The following is a 20066-nucleotide window of genomic DNA, read 5'->3' on the forward strand; positions in this document are numbered from 1 at the left end:
CGGCCATGTTGACGTTTTCGCTGATTGGTATCGGTTGTGGCGATCCCCGACAGCTCACGCTCGCTGCAACAGCCGCGATCAATGCCGCCGATCTGATCCTGATCCCGCGCAAGGGCACGGCGAAGTCCGATCTCGCCGGCTTGCGCAGGACGATTTGCGCGCAGGCACTGAGTAATACCCGCACCCGGATTGCCGAGTTCGACCTGCCGGTGCGGGACGCCGGCGAGGAAGATTATCGCAGGGGCGTCGACGATTGGCATGATGCGATCGCTGCGACCTGGTCGCTGGAGATCGCACGCCATCTCGGCGGCGAGGGGCGCGTCGCCCTGTTGATCTGGGGCGATCCTTCGCTTTACGACTCGAGCCTGCGGATTGCGCGACGGCTTGATCCGCTGCCTGACATCGCGGTGATCCCGGGCATCACGTCGATCCAGGCGCTGTGCGCGGCGCATGCGCTGCCGCTCAACGAGATCGGCGAGCCGTTCGTGGTCACGACGGGGCGCCGGCTTCGTGAGGGTGGTTGGCCGGCTGGCGTTGACACTGTGGTCGTGATGCTCGACGGTGGCACGGCTTTCGAGACGCTGGATCCTGCGGGCCTGAAGATCTGGTGGGGTGCCTATCTCGGCATGCCTGATCAGATCATCATGGCAGGGGAGCTCGCGGAGACCGGTCCTCGCATCGTCGCCGCGCGGCGGAAGGCGCGTGCGCAGCACGGCTGGATCATGGACTGTTATGTCTTGAAGCGATCGTGATCGCGGATCGCGCCGGCACGCGATGCCGCCGCGGGTCTCAGGTCTTCAATGGGTCTCAGGTCTTCAACCCGCGAATGGACGGCTGGATGGTGAGGCGATAGGCAACGAGCCTGTCGCCATCGAACTGCTCGAGCGTCGTTTCGCAAACCGGGCAGCGATACTCACCCCTGTCGCCCGATCTGGAGACCAGCTCAAGGCGCCGGAATCCGGCCCCGCAGCGTGGACACGTGACGTCGTCCTTCTTCATCAAGCCACCCCAGAACAACACCGGCGGTATTTTGTAACCCAGACCGCGCGGCGGAACTATGGTCATGGCCGGAGGGCTGCGGACCATTCGTGCATGGGAACAAACGATGCGCCCGCACCGAGCCGGAGACGCCGCAGCCGACCGCGCCGAACGGGTCGTCCAGTTCGACGCATTCCGGTGATCCGGCAATGGGTTATGGCTCGACCTTGAGAGGGGCCGTCTGCGATCGGAATTGCGCACCCATCATGGCTGCCGCGTTGCCGCATCGGGGAGCTGTGACGCCGCGGCGGCCGCAGGGTCAGGACTTGCGATGCCTGGCGTTGACTGCGATCGCCGCGGCGGCGGTGCGGTTCTCGACCCCGAGCTTGGCGTAGATTTGCTCCAGGTGCTTGTCGACGGTGCGTGGGCTAAGGCCCAGGATCTGCGCGATGTCGCGGTTGGTCTTGCCCTTGGAGAGCCAGGACAGCACCTCGCCCTCGCGGGTGGTGAGGCCGAGCTCGCTGGAGAATTCCGCGGGCATGTCGCCGCTGGTGTCTTTTGCCAACCGCAGCAGGAATTCGTTGGGCCCGAGCTTGCCCATGTATTGCAGCCGAAGCTGCTCGTTGCCGGGGAAGGACGCCACGGTCGCGGTCTTCTTTCCAGCCGTACCTTTTTGCGCCTGTTCGATCCATTGCGGCATCGGATCCGGCAAGACGAAATCATCGGCGGCATCGGCGAGCGTATCCGACAGCAGTTTCTGGGCCTGCGGCGTCGCCCATAGCAGCGCGCCGGCGTTGTTGACCGCGAGCAGATAGCGACCGGAGACATCGAGCGCGGCGCGGGCGCTTTGCGTCATCCGCGCGTTGGCGAGATGGACCCGAATGCGCGCCAGCATCTCCTCGATCACGATCGGCTTGGTGACGTAGTCGACGCCACCGGCCTCCAGTCCGTGCACGATGTGCTCGGTCTCGGCCAGGCCCGTCATGAAGATGATCGGGACGCCGTCGAGCCCGGCATCGCGCTTCAGCCGCCGGCAGGTCTCGAAGCCGTCCATGCCCGGCATCACGGCATCGAGCAGTACGATATCGGGCGTGATCTGGTCGACGATGCGCATTGCGGAGGCGCCGTCGAGCGCGACCATCACGGTCATGCCGGCGCTGTCGAGCGCGTCGGTGAGCAGGCGCAATGTCTCCGGCGAGTCGTCGACGACGAGCGCGACGTCGCGCTTTCTCTGTTCAGTGGTCATAGCTGTGCAATATCTTCAACGTCGCCATATATTGATCGAGATCGAACCGGTCGACCAGCGTACGCATCTGTTCGACGAAGTCAGCGTGCTCGGGACACTCGTTGCCGATCTCGTCGAGCTTGAGCTGGATCGCCCTGACATAGCCGAGCTGGCCGAGGCTGATCAGCTCTTCGACATATTTGACCGGCGGGCGCGAACCACTCTCGGGCTTCCATTGCGGCGGCGGTGCCTGCTCGGCCTCGTACTGCCACTCGATCTTGAGCAGTTGGCGGATGGTCTCGAGCAGCCGCGGGATGTCGATCGGCTTCATCAGATAGCCGTCGTGGAACGGTTGCGCCAGCGGCGCGCCATGGGCTTCCAATGCGCTCGCCGAGATCATCAGGATGCGGGCCTGGTGATGGCCTTCGGAGCGCAAGGTTTCGGCGACCGTCCAGCCGTCCATGCCCGCCATCGAGATGTCGAGCAGGAACATGTCCGGCCGGCAATGCTGGGCGAGGGCAAGGCAGCCGGGCCCGTCCGGCGCGCTGAGCAGGATGAAGCCGAGCGGCGCCAGGATCTCGCGCAGGAGGTCGCGCTGGGTCGGGTCATCGTCGGTGATCAGGATGGTCTTGCGCGGGCCGTGATAGCCGTAGACGGGTGCATCGACCGGCGCGTCGCGGCGCGGGTTGGTGACCTCGGACAGCAGCAGCTTGACCTTGAAGGTGCTGCCGGTGCCGACCGTGCTCAAGACCTTGATGTCGCCCCCCATCACGCCGGCGAGCAGGCGGCTGATGGTCAGGCCGAGCCCGGTGCCGGTCTGCGGCTGGGTGACGCCGAGCGCGCCGCGCTCGAACGGCGCGAAGATCCGCTCGAGGTCGTCGGGCTGGATGCCCGGCCCGGTGTCGATCACCTCGAACTCGGCGACCGGGCTACGGTAGTGCACCACGAACTGCACCCGACCGGATTGGGTGAACTTGATTGCATTGGATAGCAGGTTGATCAGGATCTGCCGCAGCCGCTTCTCGTCGGCATAGACCACGACGGGCAGCACGGCCGGCCGCTTGAACACGAAGTCGATGCCTTTTGCCGCAGCTTGCAGGCGGAACATGCCGACCAGCTGTTCGAGGAAATCGTTCAGCCGCACCTCGTCGCGCGACAGATAGAGCCGGCCGGCCTCGATCTTGGAGATGTCGAGGATGCCGTCGATCAATCCCGACAGATGATCAGCGCTGCGGCGGACCACGCGCACCTGCTCGCGCGGCCGCACCTGCAGACTGTCGTCCTGCTCCAGCAGCTGCGCGTAGCCGGAGATCGCATTCAGCGGCGAGCGAAGCTCGTGGCTGAGGCCCACGACATAGCGGCTCTTGGCGAGATTGGCCGATTCCGCCACTTCCTTGGCGCGCTGCAGCTCGGCGTCGGTACGCTTGTGGGCGTCGATTTCCTGGATCAGCAGCGTGGTCTGTCGCCGGGTTTCGGCTTCCGCGGCGCGCCGGCTCTGCTGCGCCAGCACAAACAGCCAGGCGACGACACCGATGATGATGGTCAGTGCAAAGAACACCTTCCACAGCACGTCGGCCAGCAATTCATTGGCATGCACGGCTGCTGTCGTTTGCAGGTAGATCAGGCCGAGCACCAGCGCGACGAGGCCGGCCGAGACCGCGAACACGCCGAGGTAATGTCCGAGTTGCGAGTTGAGGCGGGCGTAGATCGGCTGCGGCATCACCTTGCCCAGCGCGTCCGAGACTTGCGCACCGATCCGGCCGTGCGGCTTGCAGAGATCGTGGCAGCGCGCGTCGAGCGAGCAGCACAGGGAACAGATCGGGCCGGCATAGGCCGGGCAGGCGGCCATGTCCTCGGGCTCGAAGGCATGCTCGCAGATACAGCACTGGATCGATTCAAGGTTCTGCCAGCTCCGCTTCGGCTTGCGCGCGATGTAGTACTTGCCGTCGGTCGCCCAGGCAATCAGCGGGGCCGTGATGAAGGCGACCGCGAGCGCGACGAAGGCGGACAGCGCCTTCGCGGTTGGACCGAACAGGCCGTAGAACGCGCTGATCGAGATGACGGTTGCGATCGCCATCGCGCCGACACCGACCGGATTGATGTCGCAGAGATGGGCGCGCTTGAATTCGATGTGCTGTGGGCGAAGGCCGAGCGGCTTGTTGATGACGAGGTCGGCCACCAGCGCGCCGACCCAGGCGATCGCGACATTGGAGTAGAGCGCCAGCGTCTGCTCCAGCGCCTTGTAGACGCCGATCTCCATCAACAGCAGCGCGACCACGACGTTGAAGACCAGCCACACCACGCGACCGGGATGCGAGTGGGTGAGACGGGAGAAGAAGTTCGACCAGGCGATCGAGCCGGCATAGGCATTGGTGACGTTGATCTTGACCTGCGACAGGATCACGAACGTGCCTGTCAGCGCCATCGCGAGATCCGGCTGCGACAGCACGTAACGGAAAGCTTCGAGATACATGTTCGCCGGCTCGGCGGCATGCTCGGCCGACACGCCGTGGCTGAGCGCGAAGAAGGCCAGGAACGAGCCGGCCAGCAGCTTCAGCGCGCCGAGCACGATCCAGCCGGGGCCGGCGCCGAGCAGCGCGATCCACCAGGCCTTGCGCGAGGTGCGGCGGTCGCGCGGCAGGAAGCGCAGGAAGTCGACCTGCTCGCCGATCTGCGCCACCAGCGCGAACACGACGGAGGCCGCGGTGCCGAACAGCAGAAGGTCGAGATTGCCCGCGGGATCGCCGTGCTCGCCGGCGAATTTGCGCCACTCGGTGAAGGAATGCGGATTGGCCCAGGCGATCGCCGCGAACGGCATGATGTGGAGGATGATCCACAGCGGCTGGGTCCAGAGCTGGAACCGGCTGATCAGCGTGATGCCGTAGATGACAAGCGGAATGATCACGACCGCGCTGATCAGGTAGCCGATCGGCCGCGGAATGCCGAAGCACATATCGAGCGCGCTGGCCAGGATCACCGCCTCGATCGCGAAGAAGATGAAGGTGAAGGAGGCGTAGATCAGCGAGGTGATGGTCGAGCCGATATAGCCGAAGCCGGCCCCGCGGGTCAGGAGGTCGATGTCGATGCCGCTCTTCGCGGCATGGTAGGCGATCGGCAGCCCGCACAGGAAGATGATGACGCTGACGACCAGGATCGCGGCGGAGGCGTTCATCGCGCCATAGTTCAGCGTGATGGTGCCGCCGATCGCCTCCAGCGCCAGGAAGGAGATCGCGCCGAGCGCGGTGTTGGCGACGCGCGCGGCGGACCAGCGCCGCGCGCTCTTGGCCGTGAAGCGCAGCGCGTAGTCTTCCAGCGTCTGGTTGGCGACCCATTGATTGTATTGGCGCCTGACGCGGTCTATCCGCTGCCGCCCTGCCACTCGCTCAAACTCCTGGTCCACGATGCGCTGATCGCGGGCAAATCCCGTACCAAAAACCTACGTCGCTATTTTGCGGTGCAGTATACGCGATCTCACGTATCAGTGCGCCGCACAAAAGTAAGCAATCCTCGCCTCATCAATAAGCGTTCTCGAACCAGATGGGGTGCTCATGTCAGACGAAACAAAACCAGGACTGCAGTCTCCGCTCCGCCGCAAGCTCTTGATGGGAATGGCGGCATTGCCGGCCATGTCGATGCTGGGCCGTCCGGCCTTTGCCGACGTTCCTGCAACTTCCGCGGTCAACACCACCGGTCTTGCAGTCACTAATAGCGAAGTCACGGTCGGCATCCTGCACTCCGTCACCGGCACCATGGCGATCTCCGAGACCGGCTCGGTCGAGGCCGAGAAGCTCGCGATCGAGCAGATCAACGCCGCCGGCGGCGTGCTCGGGCGCAAGATCAAGTTCATCCAGGAGGACGGCGCGAGCGACTGGCCGACCTTCGCGGAAAAGGCGAAAAAGCTCCTGGTCAACGACAAATGCGCCGCCGTGATGGGCTGCTGGACCTCGGCCTCGCGCAAGGCGGTGCTGCCGGTGTTCGAGCAGTACAACGGCATGCTGTACTACCCGACCTTCTACGAAGGCCTCGAGCAGTCCAAGAACGTGATCTACACCGGCCAGGAGGCGACGCAGCAGATCATCGCCGGCCTCGACTGGGTCAACAAGACCAAGGGCGCCAAGAGCTTCTACCTGCTCGGCTCGGACTACATCTGGCCGCGCACCTCGAACAAGATCGCGCGCAAGCACATCGAAAACCACCTGCAGGGCTGCAAGGTGGTCGGCGAGGAATACTTCCCGCTCGGCTCGACCCAGTTCAACTCGGTCATCAACAAGATCAAGCTGACCAAGCCGGACGTGATCTACGCCATCATCGTCGGCGGCTCCAACGTCGCGTTCTACAAGCAGCTCAAGGCGGCCGGCATCGACCTGTCGAAGCAGACGCTGCTGACCATCTCGGTCACCGAGGACGAGATCGACGGCATCGGCGGCGAGAACATCGCGGGCGCCTATGCCTGCATGAAGTATTTCCAGTCGCTCGACAATCCGAACAACAAGGCCTTCGTGCCGGCGTTCAAGAAGATGTGGGGCGAGAAGACCGTGATCGGCGACGTCACCCAGGCTGCCTATCTCGGCCCGTGGCTGTGGAAACTGACGGTGGAGAAGGCGGGCTCCTTCGACATCGACAAGATCGCGGCGGCTTCCCCCGGCGTCGAGTTCAAGGGTGCGCCGGAAGGTTATGTGCGGATTCACGAGAACCATCACCTCTGGTCGAAGACCCGCGTCGGCCGCGCCAAGGCCGATGGCCAGTATGAGCTGATCTACGAGACCGCCGATCTCGTCGAGCCGGATCCATTCCCCAAGGGCTACCAGTGAGGCCGCGCGCCTGAGCGCAGGTCACATCAACGCATCGCGGCGTGGACGTCACCGCCCACGCCGCCGATCGGGCGCCGCGCGCGTCGCGGCGCATGCCCCTGGACTGGAGGACGACAGATGTTCGGCGACTATTCGATCAGTGATCTCGGCGCCATCCTTGCGATGCAGGGATTTGCCGGGCTCATCCTGTTCTCCGTCTACGTGCTGATGGCACTCGGGCTTGCCATCATCTTCGGCCAGATGGGCGTCATCAACATGGCGCACGGCGAGTTCATGATCCTGGGGGCCTACGTCACCTGGATGACCTCGAACGCGGTGCAGCACGCCGCGCCCTGGCTGTTCCCCGGCTACTTCTTCATCGCGATGATCCTGGCGTTCATCGCCTCCGGCGCGCTCGGCATGCTGGTGGAGTGGGCGCTGATCCGCCATCTCTACAAACGTCCGCTCGATACGCTGCTGGCGACCTGGGGCCTCAGCCTGATCCTGCAGCAGGCCTACCGCTCGATCTTCGGCGCACGCGAAGTCGGCGTCGAGCTGCCGGAATGGATGATGGGCTCCTGGCAGGCTACCGACTCCATCCAGATCCCGATCAACGGCATGTTCGTGATGGCGCTGACCATCCTGATCACGATCGCGGTCTCCTACGTGCTGTTCTGGTCGAACTGGGGCAAGCAGGTGCGCGCCGTGGTGCAGAACCGCGTGATGGCAGGCGCCGTCGGCATCAATACCGAGAAGGTCGATCGTTACACCTTTGGTCTTGGCTGCGGCATCGCCGGGATCGCCGGCTCAGCCTTCACCATGATCGGCTCGACCGGGCCAACCGCCGGCCAGCTCTACATCGTCGACACCTTCCTGGTCGTCGTGTTCGGCGGCGCCGCCTCGCTGTTCGGCACCATCGCCTCCGCCTTCTCGATCTCGCAGACCCAATCGACGCTGGAATTCTTCCTGTCGGGTTCGATGGCCAAGGTGATCACGCTGTTGACCATCGTCGCGATCCTGATGGTGCGTCCGCAGGGGCTGTTCGCGCTCAAGGTCCGCAAATAAGAACAAGCAGGCTGGTCATGATCAACTCGCGCTTTTTCAATCGCTCCGAACTGCTCGGCTTCCTGGCGCTCGCGGTGCTGCTGTTTCTGATCCTGCCGCTGTCGCTGGACATCTTCCGCCTCAATCTGGTCGCCAAATATTTGACCTACGCCTTCGTCGGCATCGGCCTCGTGCTGTGCTGGGGCTATGGCGGCATCCTGAGCCTGGGGCAGGGCGTGTTCTTCGGCCTCGGCGGCTACTGCATGGCGATGTACCTCAAGCTCGAGGCATCCTCGGTCGCGAACACCAAGATCCAGTCGACGCCGGGCATCCCGGACTTCATGGACTGGAACCAGCTCACCTCGCTGCCCTTCTTCTGGAAGCCGTTCCACAGCTTCCCGATAACGCTGCTGGCGATCCTGCTGGTTCCCGCGTTCTTCGCGCTGATCATCGGCGCTGCGATGTTCAAGCGCCGGGTCGGCGGCGTCTATTTCGCGATCATCACGCAGGCGATCGCCGCGATCCTCACCATCCTGATCGTGGGGCAGCAGGGCTACACCGGCGGCATCAACGGCATCACCGATTTGCGCACGCTGCACGGCTGGGACATCCGCACCGATCACGCCAAGTTCATTCTGTATTTCGTCGAGGTTGTGCTGCTGTTCGGATGCATCGTCGCCGCGCAATTCATCCGGCTGACAAAACTCGGGCGCATCCTGGTGGCGATGCGGGAGCAGGAGGACCGTGTGCGCTTCTCCGGTTATAGCGTCGCCAACTTCAAGATCTTCGCGTTCTGTGCCGCGGCGGTGTTCGCTGCGATCGGCGGCGCCATGTTCACGCTCGAGGTCGGCTTCATGTCGCCGTCCTTCGTCGGCATCGTGCCGTCGATCGAGATGGTGATCTACACCGCGGTCGGTGGCCGGATGTCGATCTTCGGCGCGGTCTGGGGTGCACTCTTGGTCAATTTCGCCAAGACCAGTCTCTCGGAATCCTTCCCGCAGCTCTGGCTGTTCGGCCTCGGCGCGCTGTTCATCGCGGTCGTGCTGGCGTTCCCGAACGGGCTCTCCGGCATCTGGGCGGACCACATCCAGCCCCGCATCGATCGCCTTTTGTCATCACGCAAATCGAAATCGGCGGCCGGCATGATCGCCGACGGCGCACCGGCCGAGTGAGGAGGGACCATCATGCTCGTCGGCCATCAGCCCAAAGACTTCCTGCTCGCGGTTTCCGGTCTCACCGTGTCCTTTGACGGCTTCAAGGCGGTGAACGATCTCTCCTTCTATGTCGAGGAGAACGAGATCCGCGTCATCATCGGCCCGAACGGTGCCGGCAAGACCACGGTGCTCGACCTGATCTGCGGCAAGACCCGTGCCACGTCAGGCTCGATCCAGTTCCGCGGCCAGGAGCTGACCAAGCTGCGCGAGAACGAGATCGTGCAGGCGGGGGTGGGTCGCAAGTTCCAGACGCCGTCGGTGTTCGAGGATCTGACGGTTTTCGAGAACCTCGAGATTTCCTTTCCGCGCGGCCGCACCGTGTTCGGCTCGCTGACCTTCCAGCGTGACGACACCGTCAAGCAGCGGGTCGAGGAGGTCGCCGAGATGATCTTCCTCAAGGATCGCCTCGACACCTATGCCGACCAGCTCAGCCACGGCCAGAAGCAGTGGCTGGAGATCGGCATGCTGCTGATCCAGGATCCGGACCTCCTGATGCTCGACGAGCCGGTGGCGGGGATGAGCGTGTCCGAGCGCGCCAAGACCGCAGAACTGCTCAACCGCATCATCAAGGACCGCTCGGTGCTGGTGATCGAGCACGACATGAAGTTCGTCGAGGACATCGCGCACAAGGTCACGGTGCTGCACCAGGGCCAGATCCTGTCCGAGGGGACCATGGAGCACGTCAAGAACGATCCCAAGGTGATCGAAGTGTATCTGGGGCATTGATCGATGATCGAAACGCCACGAGCGGCAGACGCGCACTCGGTTCACCTCTCCCCGTCGGGGAGAGGTGAAGACAACCCGGCAATAGAGGACGCACATGCTGGCAATCAATGATCTTCACGTCGCCTACGGCCAGAGCGAGGTGCTGCACGGCCTCAACGTCAAGGTCGCGGCCAACGAGATCGTCGCGATCATGGGCCGCAACGGCATGGGCAAGACCACGCTGATGAAATCGCTGATGGGCATCTTGCCGGCCAAGAGCGGCAAGGTGACCATGGACGGCACCGAGCTCGGCGCGATGAAGAGCTACGAGCGGGTGGCGAAGGGGCTCGCCTACGTGCCGCAGGGCCGGATGATCTTCTCCACCATGACGGTGAAGGAGAACATCGAGACCGGCCTTGTGGTGTCAGGCGACTCCGAGGTGCCCGGCGACATCTACGAGCTGTTCCCCGTGCTGCTGGAGATGAAGGGCCGCCGCGGCGGCAATCTCTCCGGCGGACAACAGCAGCAGCTCGCGATCGCCCGCGCGCTGGCGACCAGGCCAAAAGTGCTGCTGCTCGACGAGCCGACCGAAGGCATTCAGCCGTCGATCATCAAGGACATGGCGCGCACCCTGAAACGGATCCGCGACGAGCGGGGGCTGTCGATCGTGGTCTCCGAGCAGGTGCTGAGCTTCGCGCTCGACATCGCCGACCGCGTGCTCGTCATCGAGAACGGCGAGATCGTCCGCGACGATCCGCGCGCTGGCGTCGATGCCGCGCAGATCTCAAAATATCTGTCTGTGTAACCAACCACCAGTAAGCGAAGGGGAGCAATGCGATGCCAGATACACTGATCAAGGTCGATCTCAGCAAGTCGGCCTATGAAAACGACAAGATCCACAACCGCTGGCATCCCGAGGTTCCGATCGTCGAGTGGGTCAGCCCCGGCGACGACTTCATCATCGAGACCGTCGACTGGACCGGCGGCTTCATCAAGAACAACGACTCGGCCGACGACGTGCGCGACATCGATCTGTCGATCGTGCACTTCCTGTCCGGCCCGATCGGCGTCAAGGGCGCCGAGCCGGGTGACCTCCTGGTCGTCGATCTGCTCGACGTCGGTCCGTTGAAGGAGAGCCTGTGGGGTTTCAACGGCTTCTTCTCCAAGCAGAACGGCGGCGGCTTCCTCACCGACCATTTCCCGCTGGCGCAGAAGTCGATCTGGGACATCAAGGGCCTCTACACCTCGTCGCGCCATGTTCCCGGCGTCAACTTCGCCGGCCTGATCCATCCCGGCCTGATCGGCTGTCTGCCCGATGCCAAGATGCTGGCGGCGTGGAATGCGCGCGAAGCCGAGCTGATCGCGACCAACCCGACCCGCGTGCCGGGCCTCGCCAATCCGCCGTTCGCGCCGACCGCGCATGCCGGCCAGGCCAAGGGCGACGTCAAGGCCAAGATCGGCCTCGAGGGTGCCCGCACCGTGCCGCCGCGCGAGCACGGCGGCAATTGCGACATCAAGGACCTGTCGCGCGGCTCGAAGATCTATTTCCCGGTCTATGTGCCGGGCGGCGGGCTCTCGATGGGCGATCTGCATTTCAGCCAGGGCGACGGCGAGATCACCTTCTGCGGCGCCATCGAGATGGCCGGCTGGCTGCACATCAAGGTCGACCTGATCAAGGACGGCGTGTCGAAATACGGCATCAAGAATCCGGTATTCAAGCCGTCGCCGATCACGCCAAACTACAAGGACTACCTGATCTTCGAGGGCATCTCGGTCGACGAGGCCGGCAAGCAGCATTACCTCGACGTCCACATCGCCTATCGCCAGGCCTGCCTGAACGCGATCGAATACCTGAAGAAGTTCGGTTACTCCGGCGCCCAGGCCTATTCGATCCTCGGCACCGCGCCGTGCCAGGGCCACATCTCCGGCGTGGTCGACGTGCCCAATGCCTGCGCCACGCTATGGCTGCCGACGGAGATCTTCGACTTCGACATCATGCCGTCGTCGGCAGGACCGATCAAACACATCAAGGGCGACATCCAGATGCCGATCTCGCAAGACAAGTAATCCCTGCGCGAAGGGTGCGGGACGGCTGCGTATAGGCCGCCCCGCATCCATCGCCGGATGTCACACGACTGCGCAAGGATTTACGGAAATGCCGATCTACGAATATCTCTGCAATGACTGCGGCCCGTTCACCGATATGCGGCCGATGGCAGAATGCGACCTGCCGCAGGACTGTCCGCAATGCGAGACGACGTCGCCGCGCGTGATCCTGACCGCACCGGCGTTCTTCTGCATGCCGTCGGACAAGCGCAAGGCATACGCCACCAACGAGCAGAGCCGGCACGCGCCGAAGACGCTCGACCAGTACAAGGCCGCGCACGGCCCGGGCTGCGGCTGCTGCTCGTCGTCGTCCGGAAAGAAGAAGCCGGCGCGGCTGATGACCAAGACCAAGAGCGGCGCCAAGGGGTTTCCGACCGCGCGGCCCTGGATGATCAGCCACTGATCATCAGGCCTGTTCGGCGACCTTCAGGGCCTCGGTGCGGATCTCCTCGACCAGCCGCTCCTTCAAGGCGACGAATTCGGGTGTGGTCTTGATCTTGTAGGAGCGGGGATGCGGCAGGTCGACCGCGATCTCCGCCTTGATGCGGCCGGGACGGGCGCTCATCACGATCACGCGGCTGCCGAGGAAGATCGCTTCCTCGATGTCGTGGGTGACGAACAGCACCGTCTTCTGGGCGCGCTCCCAGATCCCGAGCAGCATTTCCTGCATCAAGGCGCGGGTCTGGTTGTCGAGCGCGCCGAACGGCTCGTCGAGCAGCAGGATTTTTGGGTCGTTGGCGAGCGCGCGGGCGATCGCCGTGCGCTGCTGCATGCCGCCGGACAACTGCTTGGGCCAGTGGTTCTCGAAGCCCGACAGTCCGACCCGGCGGATGAAGGCGTCGGCGATCTCATGCCGCTCGGCTTGCGATGCGCCGCGCTCGCGCAGCCCGAAGGCGATGTTCTCCCGCACGGTCAGCCAGGGAAACAGCGTGTAGGACTGAAACACCATGCCGCGATCGGCGCCGGGGCCGGTGACCTCGCGGCCGTCGAGCGTGACGCGGCCGCTGGTCGGCCGGTCAAGCCCGGCGATGATCCGGAGCAGCGTGGACTTGCCGCAGCCGGACGGGCCGAGGATGGTGACGAAGTCATTGTCGACGACATCGAGCGTGGTCGGCTCCAGCGCCCGAGTCGGCGCATTGCCGCCGCGCGCGGGGAAGGTGCGCGAGACCTGATCGATCCGAAGCAGGGTCATGCGAGCTTCCACGGGAACAGCCAGGCGTTGAACGCCTTGAACAGGAAATCGGAGATCAGGCCGATCAGCCCGATCACGATGATGCCGAAGATGATCTGGCCGGTGTTGAGCAGCGCCTGGCTGTCGGTGATCATGTGCCCGATGCCGGACGACGAGCCGATCAGCTCGGCGACGATGACGTAGGTCCAGGCCCAGCCCAGCACCAGGCGCAGGATTTCGGCGATCTCCGGTGCGGCTGATGGCAGCAGCACGCGGCGGATGATGCCGCTGTCGCGCGCGCCGAGCGTGTAGGCGGCTTCGACCAGATCACGCCGCGTGGCGCCGACGGTGACGGCCACCATCAGGATGATCTGGAACACGGCGCCGATGAAGATCACCAGCAGCTTTTGCAATTCGCCGATGCCCGCCCACAGGATCAGCAGCGGGATGAAGGCCGACGCGGGCAGATAGCGCGCAAAGGACACGAACGGTTCGAGGAACGCCTCGACCGGCTTGTAGGCACCCATCAGCACGCCGAGCGGCACCGCGATCACGGCGGCAAGCGCGAAGCCGCCGATGACGCGCCAGATCGTCATGCCGATGTCGAACAGGAAGCCCTGTTTGGCAAGCAGCTCATAGCCTTCCTGCACCATGGTCAGCGGGTTGGCGAGGAAGGTCTTGGACACATGGCCGCCGAACGTCGCCCAGGACCACAGGGCGACGAACAGCACGAAGAACGCGAGGCCGTAGGCCACGCGCTGCCTCGATGTGGTCGGTTCGAGAGGACGCATCACTTGATGAAGCTGGCGTCGTAGATGTCTTCGACCTTCGGCGCGGCCTTGATGATGCCGACCTCGAGCAGGAGCTCGGCGGCGTCCTTGTTGAAGGAGAGGAAGTCGCCGGCGAAGAACTTCTGGTTGGCGGCCTTGTCCTGCCAGCGCAGGTACTTGGCCGAATTGCCGAACTGCTCGCCGGTCTGCTTCACGTCCGCGCCCATGATCTCGTAGGCCTTGGCCTGGTCCTTGGCGATCATGTCGAGCGCCTCGAAATAGCTGTTGGCCAGCGCCTGCGCCGCCTTCGGATTGTCGGTCAGGAATTTCGGGGTGCAGCCGAATGTGTCCATCACGATCGGGTAGTCGAGCGTCGTGGCGATGATCTTGCCCTTGTCGGGCGCGGCGCGCACCGTCGACAGATAGGGCTCGTAGGTCATCGCAGCGTCGTTCTGGCCGGAGACGAAGGCCTGCGCCGCGGCGGCGGGCTCAAGGTTGACCACGGTGACGTCCTTCACCGAGAGACCGTTCCTCTTCAGCATCCAGGCCAGCGCGAAATAGGGCGAGGTGCCCGGCGCCGATGCCGCGACCGTCTTGCCCTTGAGGTCCTTGATCGCCGCGACGTCGTTGCGCACGGCCATGCCGTCGGCGCCATAGCTCTTGTCGAGCTGGAAGATCTGCTTGGTCGCGACGCCATTGGCGTTCCAGGAGATCCAGGTTTCGACCGTCGTCGCGGCGCACTGAATGTCGCCCGAAGCGATCGCGAGATGACGGTCCTTCTGCGGGATCTTCTTCAAGGTGACGTCGAGGCCGTTCTTCTTGAAGATGCCGGCCTCCTTGGCGAGCGTCAGCGGCGCGAAGCCGGTCCATCCGGAGATGCCGACGCCGACCTTGATGTCATCCGCGAACGCTGCCGTGGACGCGAGCAACGCGACCATTGCGGGCAATAGCTTGAAGGAACGCATGAGTGTTGACCCCTTGAACGATGGATTGAACCCTGTTGATTGCTCTTACGTCAGTCGCGGCGGATTGCCGCATCAGGAACGTCGGTGGTTGGTGGCCTATGATGCATTGCATGAATTATGCCGCGCAAGACGTCGTCAGCCTCCCTTGAAACGCGCGACCAGGCGGTGCGTCTCGCCGGGATAATGCAGCCGCACCGCCGTCACCGTGCGTGCGCTGCGCCAGGTGTAGCGGTCGATCACGAGGCAGGGCGCGCCGACCGCGATGGCGAGGGCCTTTGCCGTGCGGTCGTCGGCAACCACTGCGCTGATCGTATGTTCTGCCTCGGTCCACGGCACGTGGTGCAGCAGCCATGATCCCGGCGGCTCGCGCGCAAAATCCGCGTTGGCAGCTTCGGGAACCGTGGAGAGATCGATCAGCCTGTCCTCGACGGCGAACGGCACATCGTCGGCGCTGTGCCGGCAGGCGATCGCGATCACCTTGCCGGCGGTGCCGACGCCGAGCCGGGCGCGATCGGCCGATGTCGCGGTGCGCCGCCGGCAATCGATCAGCTGATAGCCGTAAGCGCGGCCGAGCGCGGTGATCTCGGCTCTGATGTCGGCGATCTTGAGCACTGCGGACATATGCTGCGGACGGCGCACGAATGAGCCGGCGCGCCGCCGCCGCTCGATCAGGTCGGCCTGCGCCAGTTCCGACAGCGCCTTGTTCACGGTCATGCGCGAGCAGCGGTAGCGCGCCATCAACTGGTGCTCGAACGGAATGCGGTGACCGGGCGGCCACTCGCCGGTCAGGATCCGTGTCTCGATGTCGAGCCGGATTCGCTTGTAGAGTGTCGGCTTGCCGGCTGCATTGGGTTTGGCCCGATCGGAAGCGAGGCTCATGCGACGAGCCTCCGGACGCTGGCGTTGAACCGCTCGCGCGCACTGTCGCGCAGCCGGTGCCGTCCGCCCGCGACCAGTTTGTCGCCGCCGGCCCAGACGCAGTCGATCGCGTCGCTGCCGGCCGCAAACAGCCAGCCGTCTAGCACTGCATCGCCCGACCGTCCCGCCAGCGACGGATGCGTGGTGTCGAGGCTGACGATGTCGGCGCGGGCGCCGGGTACAAGTCCTGACTTGGCCTGTGCGAGCGCCTGCGCGCCGCCCGCGAGCGCGTGATCGAACAGCGCACGGCCGGTGGACGCGCCGGGACGCCCCGAGAGCACGTTGCGCTCGCGGTGTTTCAGCCGCTGGCCGTATTCGAGCTGCCGCAGTTCGTCGGCGACCCCGACCAGCACGTTGGAATCGGTCCCGACGCCGAACCGGCCGCCCGCGGCGAGGAACTCACGCGCCGAGAAGATGCCGTCGCCGAGGCTTGCTTCGGTGATGGGGCAGAGGCCGGCAACAGCGCCACTGCCGGCGAGCGCCGTGACTTCCTGCTCCGTCATATGGGTTGCATGAATCAGGCACCAGCGCTGGTCGACGGGCGCGTGTTCGAGCAGCCACTCGACCGGCCGCTGTCCCGACCAAGCGAGGCAATCCCCCACCTCGCGCACCTGTTCGGCAGCGTGGATGTGGATGGGGTCCGCTCCGGCAAGCGGAATGATCGCCGCGAGTTCATCCGGCGCCACGGCACGCAGGCTGTGCGGGGCGATGCCGATATTGGCGCCGGGCAATTTTCGGATCGCATCGCGCGAAGCCGCCATCAGCGTCGTGAACTGATCGACCGAGCAGATGAAGCGGCGTTGCCCGGCATGCGGTGCTGCGCCGCCGAAAGTGCCATGGGCATAGAAGCTCGGCAGCAGCGTGAGCCCGATGCCGGAGGCGTCGGACGCCTCCGCGATGCGCACCGCCATCTCGGCCGGATTGGCGTAAGGCGAGCCGTCCCGATCATGGTGAAGATAGTGAAACTCGCCGACGCGGGTGAAGCCCCGCTCGAGCATCTCGACATAGAGTAGCGTCGCAACGGCCGTGACGTCGTCCGGCGTCATCGTCAGCGCGAAGCGATACATCGTCTCGCGCCAGGTCCAGAACGTATCCGTCGTATCGCCGCGCAGTTCGGCAAGGCCGGCCATGCCGCGCTGAAAGGCGTGGCTGTGCAGGCTCGCCAATCCCGGAACCGCCAATTGGTGACGTTCGTCGGCGTCCGTGGATGCGACGCCGGCCGTCACCGAGGCAATGATGCCGTCGGTGAACTCGACCCGCACGTCATTGGCCCAGCCCGAGGGCAGCAGCGCGAATGCGAAATGCAGTCGTGTCATTTTTCCATGCCGGCTGGACAGAACCGGGACACGATTATATGTCTAGACATATAAGTCAAGCATCCCAGCTCGAGGGGACGATCGCATGGCAGAGCGCTTCGACCGCATCTGGTACAACGCCCGGCTCGCCACGATGCGCGGTGACCGCGCCGATCTCGGCGAGATCGAGCGCGGATTGATCGCAGCGCGCGACGGCCGCATCGTCTACGCGGATGCGCAATCGAATTTTCCTGTGGACGCGGACGCCGTCGAGCGGATCGATTGCGGCGGCCGCTGGATCACGCCCGGGCTGGTCGATTGCCACACCCATCTCGTTTTTGGCGGCAATCGCGCGCATGAGTTCGAGCTTCGCCTGAAGGGCGCGAGCTATGAGGAGATCGCGCGCGCCGGCGGCGGCATCGTCTCGACAGTGGCGGCAACACGCAAGGCGACCGAAGCTGAGCTCGTTGCCGGCGCGCTGCCCCGGCTCGACGCGTTGATCGGCGAGGGCGCAACGACCGTCGAGATCAAGTCCGGCTATGGTCTCGATGCCGAGACCGAGATGCACCAGCTGGCGGCCGCGCGCAAGCTCGGCCAGTTGCGAAAGGTTGCGATACGTACCTCTTTCCTCGGTGCGCATGCGTTGCCGCCGGAAGCCGATGGTGACAAGGACCGCTACATCGATCTGGTCTGCAACGCGATGCTGCCGGCCGTGGCCAAGGCCGGCCTTGCCGATGCCGTCGACGCGTTCATGGAGGGCATCGCATTTTCCGGAGAGCAGACGGCCCGCGTGTTCGCGGCAGCGCGCACGCTGGGACTGCCGGTGAAGCTGCATGCGGATCAGTTGTCGAATCTCGGCGGCGCGGCGCTCGCCGCGAAATTCTCGGCGCTGTCGGCCGATCATCTGGAGCATACCGACGAGGCCGGCGCCGCTGCGATGGCGAAGGCGGGAACGGTGGCCGTGTTGCTGCCCGGCGCGTTCTATTTCATTCGCGAGACGCAGAAGCCGCCGGTCGAGCTGTTCCGCAAACACGGCGTGCCGATGGCGCTGGCAACCGACTGCAATCCCGGCAGCTCGCCGCTGACCTCGCTGCTGCTTGCGATGAACATGGGCGCGACACTGTTCCGGATGACCGTCGTCGAATGTCTCGCCGCGGTAACGCGCGAAGGGGCACGCGCGCTCGGCATGCTTAGCGAGACCGGTACGCTCGAGGCCGGCAAATGGTGCGATCTGGCGATCTGGGACATCGAACGCCCCGCCGAACTGGTCTACCGGATCGGCTTCAATCCGCTGCACCGCCGGGTGTGGAGGGGGCAATGAGCAATCCCCACGCGCCTGAAGTCGTGACGCCCGGGACGGTCGGCCTTGATGCGCTCGCGCGCGTGCTCGCGGGGGCGAGCGTCGAGCTCGATGCATCGTTCTGGCCGCGGGTCGAGGCCGCGGCTGAAATCGTAGCGAAGGCGGCGCAGACCGACGTTCCCGCCTACGGCATCAATACCGGATTCGGGAAGCTGGCATCGACGCGCATCGCGCCCGACCAGACCGCGCTGCTTCAACGCAACCTCATCCTGTCCCATTGCTGCGGCGTCGGCCCGGCCACGCCCGAGCCGATCGTGCGCCTGATGATGGCCTTGAAGGTCATCTCGCTCGGCCGCGGCGCCTCCGGCGTACGGCGCGAAATCATCGAGCAGTTGCAGGGCATGCTGGCACGCGGCGTCACGCCGCTGGTCCCTCAGCAGGGTTCGGTCGGCGCCTCCGGCGATCTCGCGCCGCTCGCCCACATGACGGCTGTCATGATCGGGGAGGGGCAGGCGATCCGCGACGGCAAGATCGTGCCGGGTCACGAAGCGCTGGCCGCCGCCGGGCTCGTGCCATTGACGCTCAGCCCCAAGGAAGGGCTCGCACTGATCAACGGCACGCAGTTTTCGACCGCCTACGCGATCTCCGGCCTGCTGCGCGCGCATCGCCTGGCGTGCGCCGCGCTGGTGACCGGCGCGCTGTCGGTCGACGCGGCGATGGCTTCCACGGTGCCGTTTCGTCCTGAAATTCAATCGTTGCGGGGCCATGCCGGCCAGATCGCCGCGGCTGCGACTCTGACCGCGCTACTCGACGGCAGCGACATCAGGCAGTCGCATCTCGACGGCGACGAGCGCGTGCAGGATCCATATTGCCTGCGCTGCCAGCCGCAGGTCGCGGGCGCCGTGCTCGATCTGCTCGCGCAGGCCGCGCGCGGGCTGACCATCGAAGCCAATGCCGTCACCGACAATCCGCTGGTGCTGGTCGAGACCAATGAGATCGTGTCCGGCGGCAATTTTCACGCCGAACCGGTGGCATTCGCTGCCGACCAGATCGCGCTGGGGCTCTCGGAGATCGGCGCGACCAGCGAGCGGCGGATCGCGACCCTGGTCGATCCCGCTCTGAACTTCGGCCTGCCGCCGTTCCTGACACCGGAGCCCGGCATCAACTCAGGCTTCATGATCGCCGAGGTGACGGCGGCGGCGCTGTACGCCGAGAACAAGCAGCGCGCGATGCCGTGCTCGATCGATTCCACGCCGACGAGCGCCAACCAGGAGGATCACGTGTCGATGGCGGCGCATGCCGCGCGCCGGGTGTCCGACATGGCCGACAACCTCGCTTCCATCCTTGGCATCGAGCTCTTGGTCGCGGCGCAGGGCATCACGCTGCGCGCGCCGCACTCAACGAGTGCACCGCTCGCTGCGGTGATTGCCGCCTTGCGTGCGCATGTACCGGCGCTCGCCGCCGACCGCTACATGGCCGACGATCTGGCGCGCGCAGCGCGGCTGATCGAGGCCGACGCGTTGCCTGCCGCCGCGATCGCGGTCCTTCCGACAAATCCGTTTCCAAAACTTGCTTAGCCGACAAG

General features: G+C 64.9%; 18 protein-coding genes. 10 read left to right on the forward strand and 8 right to left on the reverse strand.

Annotated features, from left to right (window positions below; genetic code table 11):
• Positions 1 to 5: 5 nt before the first annotated feature.
• On the forward strand, positions 6 to 752 hold the full coding sequence (gene cobF / locus JQ507_11065; GenBank protein QRI71965.1) for a precorrin-6A synthase (deacetylating): 747 nt from the start codon (positions 6 to 8) through the stop codon (positions 750 to 752).
• A gap of 55 nt (positions 753 to 807) precedes the next feature.
• Here cobF and JQ507_11070 read toward each other — a convergent pair whose 3' ends face one another.
• The 3 genes from JQ507_11070 to JQ507_11080 form a co-directional block, all read right to left on the reverse strand.
• Positions 808 to 999 carry a hypothetical protein gene (locus JQ507_11070; GenBank protein QRI71966.1) on the reverse strand — a complete coding sequence of 64 codons (192 nt, stop codon included), beginning with the start codon at positions 997 to 999 and terminating at the stop codon, positions 808 to 810.
• Between the two features lie 298 nt (positions 1000 to 1297).
• The gene (locus tag JQ507_11075; GenBank protein QRI71967.1) at positions 1298 to 2224 is read right to left on the reverse strand and encodes a response regulator; all 927 of its coding nucleotides are present in this window, start codon (positions 2222 to 2224) and stop codon (positions 1298 to 1300) included.
• Positions 2214 to 5582 (reverse strand): response regulator, encoded by a 3369-nt coding sequence (locus JQ507_11080; protein ID QRI71968.1) that lies wholly within the window; start codon positions 5580 to 5582, stop codon positions 2214 to 2216. Before JQ507_11080 ends, JQ507_11075 begins: the two co-directional genes overlap by 11 nt.
• Positions 5583 to 5751: 169 nt before the next feature.
• Between JQ507_11080 and urtA the strand changes: the two genes are divergently transcribed.
• The 7 genes from urtA (at position 5752) to JQ507_11115 (ending at position 12465) form a co-directional block, all read left to right on the forward strand.
• Positions 5752 to 7014 (forward strand): urea ABC transporter substrate-binding protein, encoded by a 1263-nt coding sequence (gene urtA, locus JQ507_11085; GenBank protein ID QRI71969.1) that lies wholly within the window; start codon positions 5752 to 5754, stop codon positions 7012 to 7014.
• Positions 7015 to 7131: 117 nt separating this feature from the next.
• On the forward strand, positions 7132 to 8058 hold the full coding sequence (gene urtB, locus JQ507_11090) for an urea ABC transporter permease subunit UrtB (GenBank protein ID QRI71970.1): 927 nt from the start codon (positions 7132 to 7134) through the stop codon (positions 8056 to 8058).
• Between the two features lie 17 nt (positions 8059 to 8075).
• Positions 8076 to 9209, forward strand: a complete 1134-nt coding sequence (urtC, locus tag JQ507_11095) for an urea ABC transporter permease subunit UrtC (GenBank protein QRI71971.1) — start codon at positions 8076 to 8078, stop codon at positions 9207 to 9209.
• Positions 9210 to 9221: 12 nt separating this feature from the next.
• Positions 9222 to 9977: an urea ABC transporter ATP-binding protein UrtD gene (gene urtD, locus JQ507_11100; protein QRI71972.1), complete on the forward strand. Its 756-nt coding sequence runs from the start codon at positions 9222 to 9224 to the stop codon at positions 9975 to 9977.
• A gap of 94 nt (positions 9978 to 10071) precedes the next feature.
• The gene (urtE, locus tag JQ507_11105) at positions 10072 to 10761 is read left to right on the forward strand and encodes an urea ABC transporter ATP-binding subunit UrtE (GenBank protein QRI71973.1); all 690 of its coding nucleotides are present in this window, start codon (positions 10072 to 10074) and stop codon (positions 10759 to 10761) included.
• Positions 10762 to 10793: 32 nt separating this feature from the next.
• Positions 10794 to 12023, forward strand: coding sequence for an acetamidase/formamidase family protein (locus JQ507_11110; GenBank protein ID QRI71974.1), 1230 nt, complete (start codon positions 10794 to 10796; stop codon positions 12021 to 12023).
• Between the two features lie 88 nt (positions 12024 to 12111).
• On the forward strand, positions 12112 to 12465 hold the full coding sequence (locus tag JQ507_11115) for a zinc ribbon domain-containing protein (protein ID QRI71975.1): 354 nt from the start codon (positions 12112 to 12114) through the stop codon (positions 12463 to 12465).
• Between the two features lie 3 nt (positions 12466 to 12468).
• Here the strand turns inward: JQ507_11115 and JQ507_11120 are convergent, their stop codons facing one another.
• The 5 genes from JQ507_11120 to JQ507_11140 form a co-directional block, all read right to left on the reverse strand.
• Complete coding sequence (locus tag JQ507_11120; GenBank protein QRI71976.1) at positions 12469 to 13254, reverse strand: ABC transporter ATP-binding protein; 786 nt, start codon at positions 13252 to 13254, stop codon at positions 12469 to 12471.
• Complete coding sequence (locus tag JQ507_11125; GenBank protein ID QRI71977.1) at positions 13251 to 14024, reverse strand: ABC transporter permease; 774 nt, start codon at positions 14022 to 14024, stop codon at positions 13251 to 13253. The genes JQ507_11120 and JQ507_11125 overlap by 4 nt, the downstream gene beginning before the upstream one ends.
• Positions 14024 to 14968, reverse strand: coding sequence for an ABC transporter substrate-binding protein (locus JQ507_11130; GenBank protein ID QRI71978.1), 945 nt, complete (start codon positions 14966 to 14968; stop codon positions 14024 to 14026). Before JQ507_11130 ends, JQ507_11125 begins: the two co-directional genes overlap by 1 nt.
• Before the next feature lie 135 nt (positions 14969 to 15103).
• Complete coding sequence (gene hutC, locus JQ507_11135) at positions 15104 to 15847, reverse strand: histidine utilization repressor (GenBank protein QRI71979.1); 744 nt, start codon at positions 15845 to 15847, stop codon at positions 15104 to 15106.
• Positions 15844 to 17202, reverse strand: coding sequence for a formimidoylglutamate deiminase (locus JQ507_11140; protein QRI71980.1), 1359 nt, complete (start codon positions 17200 to 17202; stop codon positions 15844 to 15846). Before JQ507_11140 ends, hutC begins: the two co-directional genes overlap by 4 nt.
• Positions 17203 to 17287: 85 nt before the next feature.
• Between JQ507_11140 and JQ507_11145 the strand changes: the two genes are divergently transcribed.
• Entirely contained in the window at positions 17288 to 18502 is a 1215-nt protein-coding gene (locus tag JQ507_11145; GenBank protein QRI71981.1) for an imidazolonepropionase, read from the forward strand.
• Positions 18499 to 20058: a histidine ammonia-lyase gene (hutH, locus tag JQ507_11150; GenBank protein QRI71982.1), complete on the forward strand. Its 1560-nt coding sequence runs from the start codon at positions 18499 to 18501 to the stop codon at positions 20056 to 20058. Before JQ507_11145 ends, hutH begins: the two co-directional genes overlap by 4 nt.
• Positions 20059 to 20066: the final 8 nt, after the last annotated feature.

Source organism: Bradyrhizobium sp. PSBB068 (assembly GCA_016839165.1).
Classification (GTDB): Bacteria; Pseudomonadota; Alphaproteobacteria; order Rhizobiales; family Xanthobacteraceae; genus Bradyrhizobium.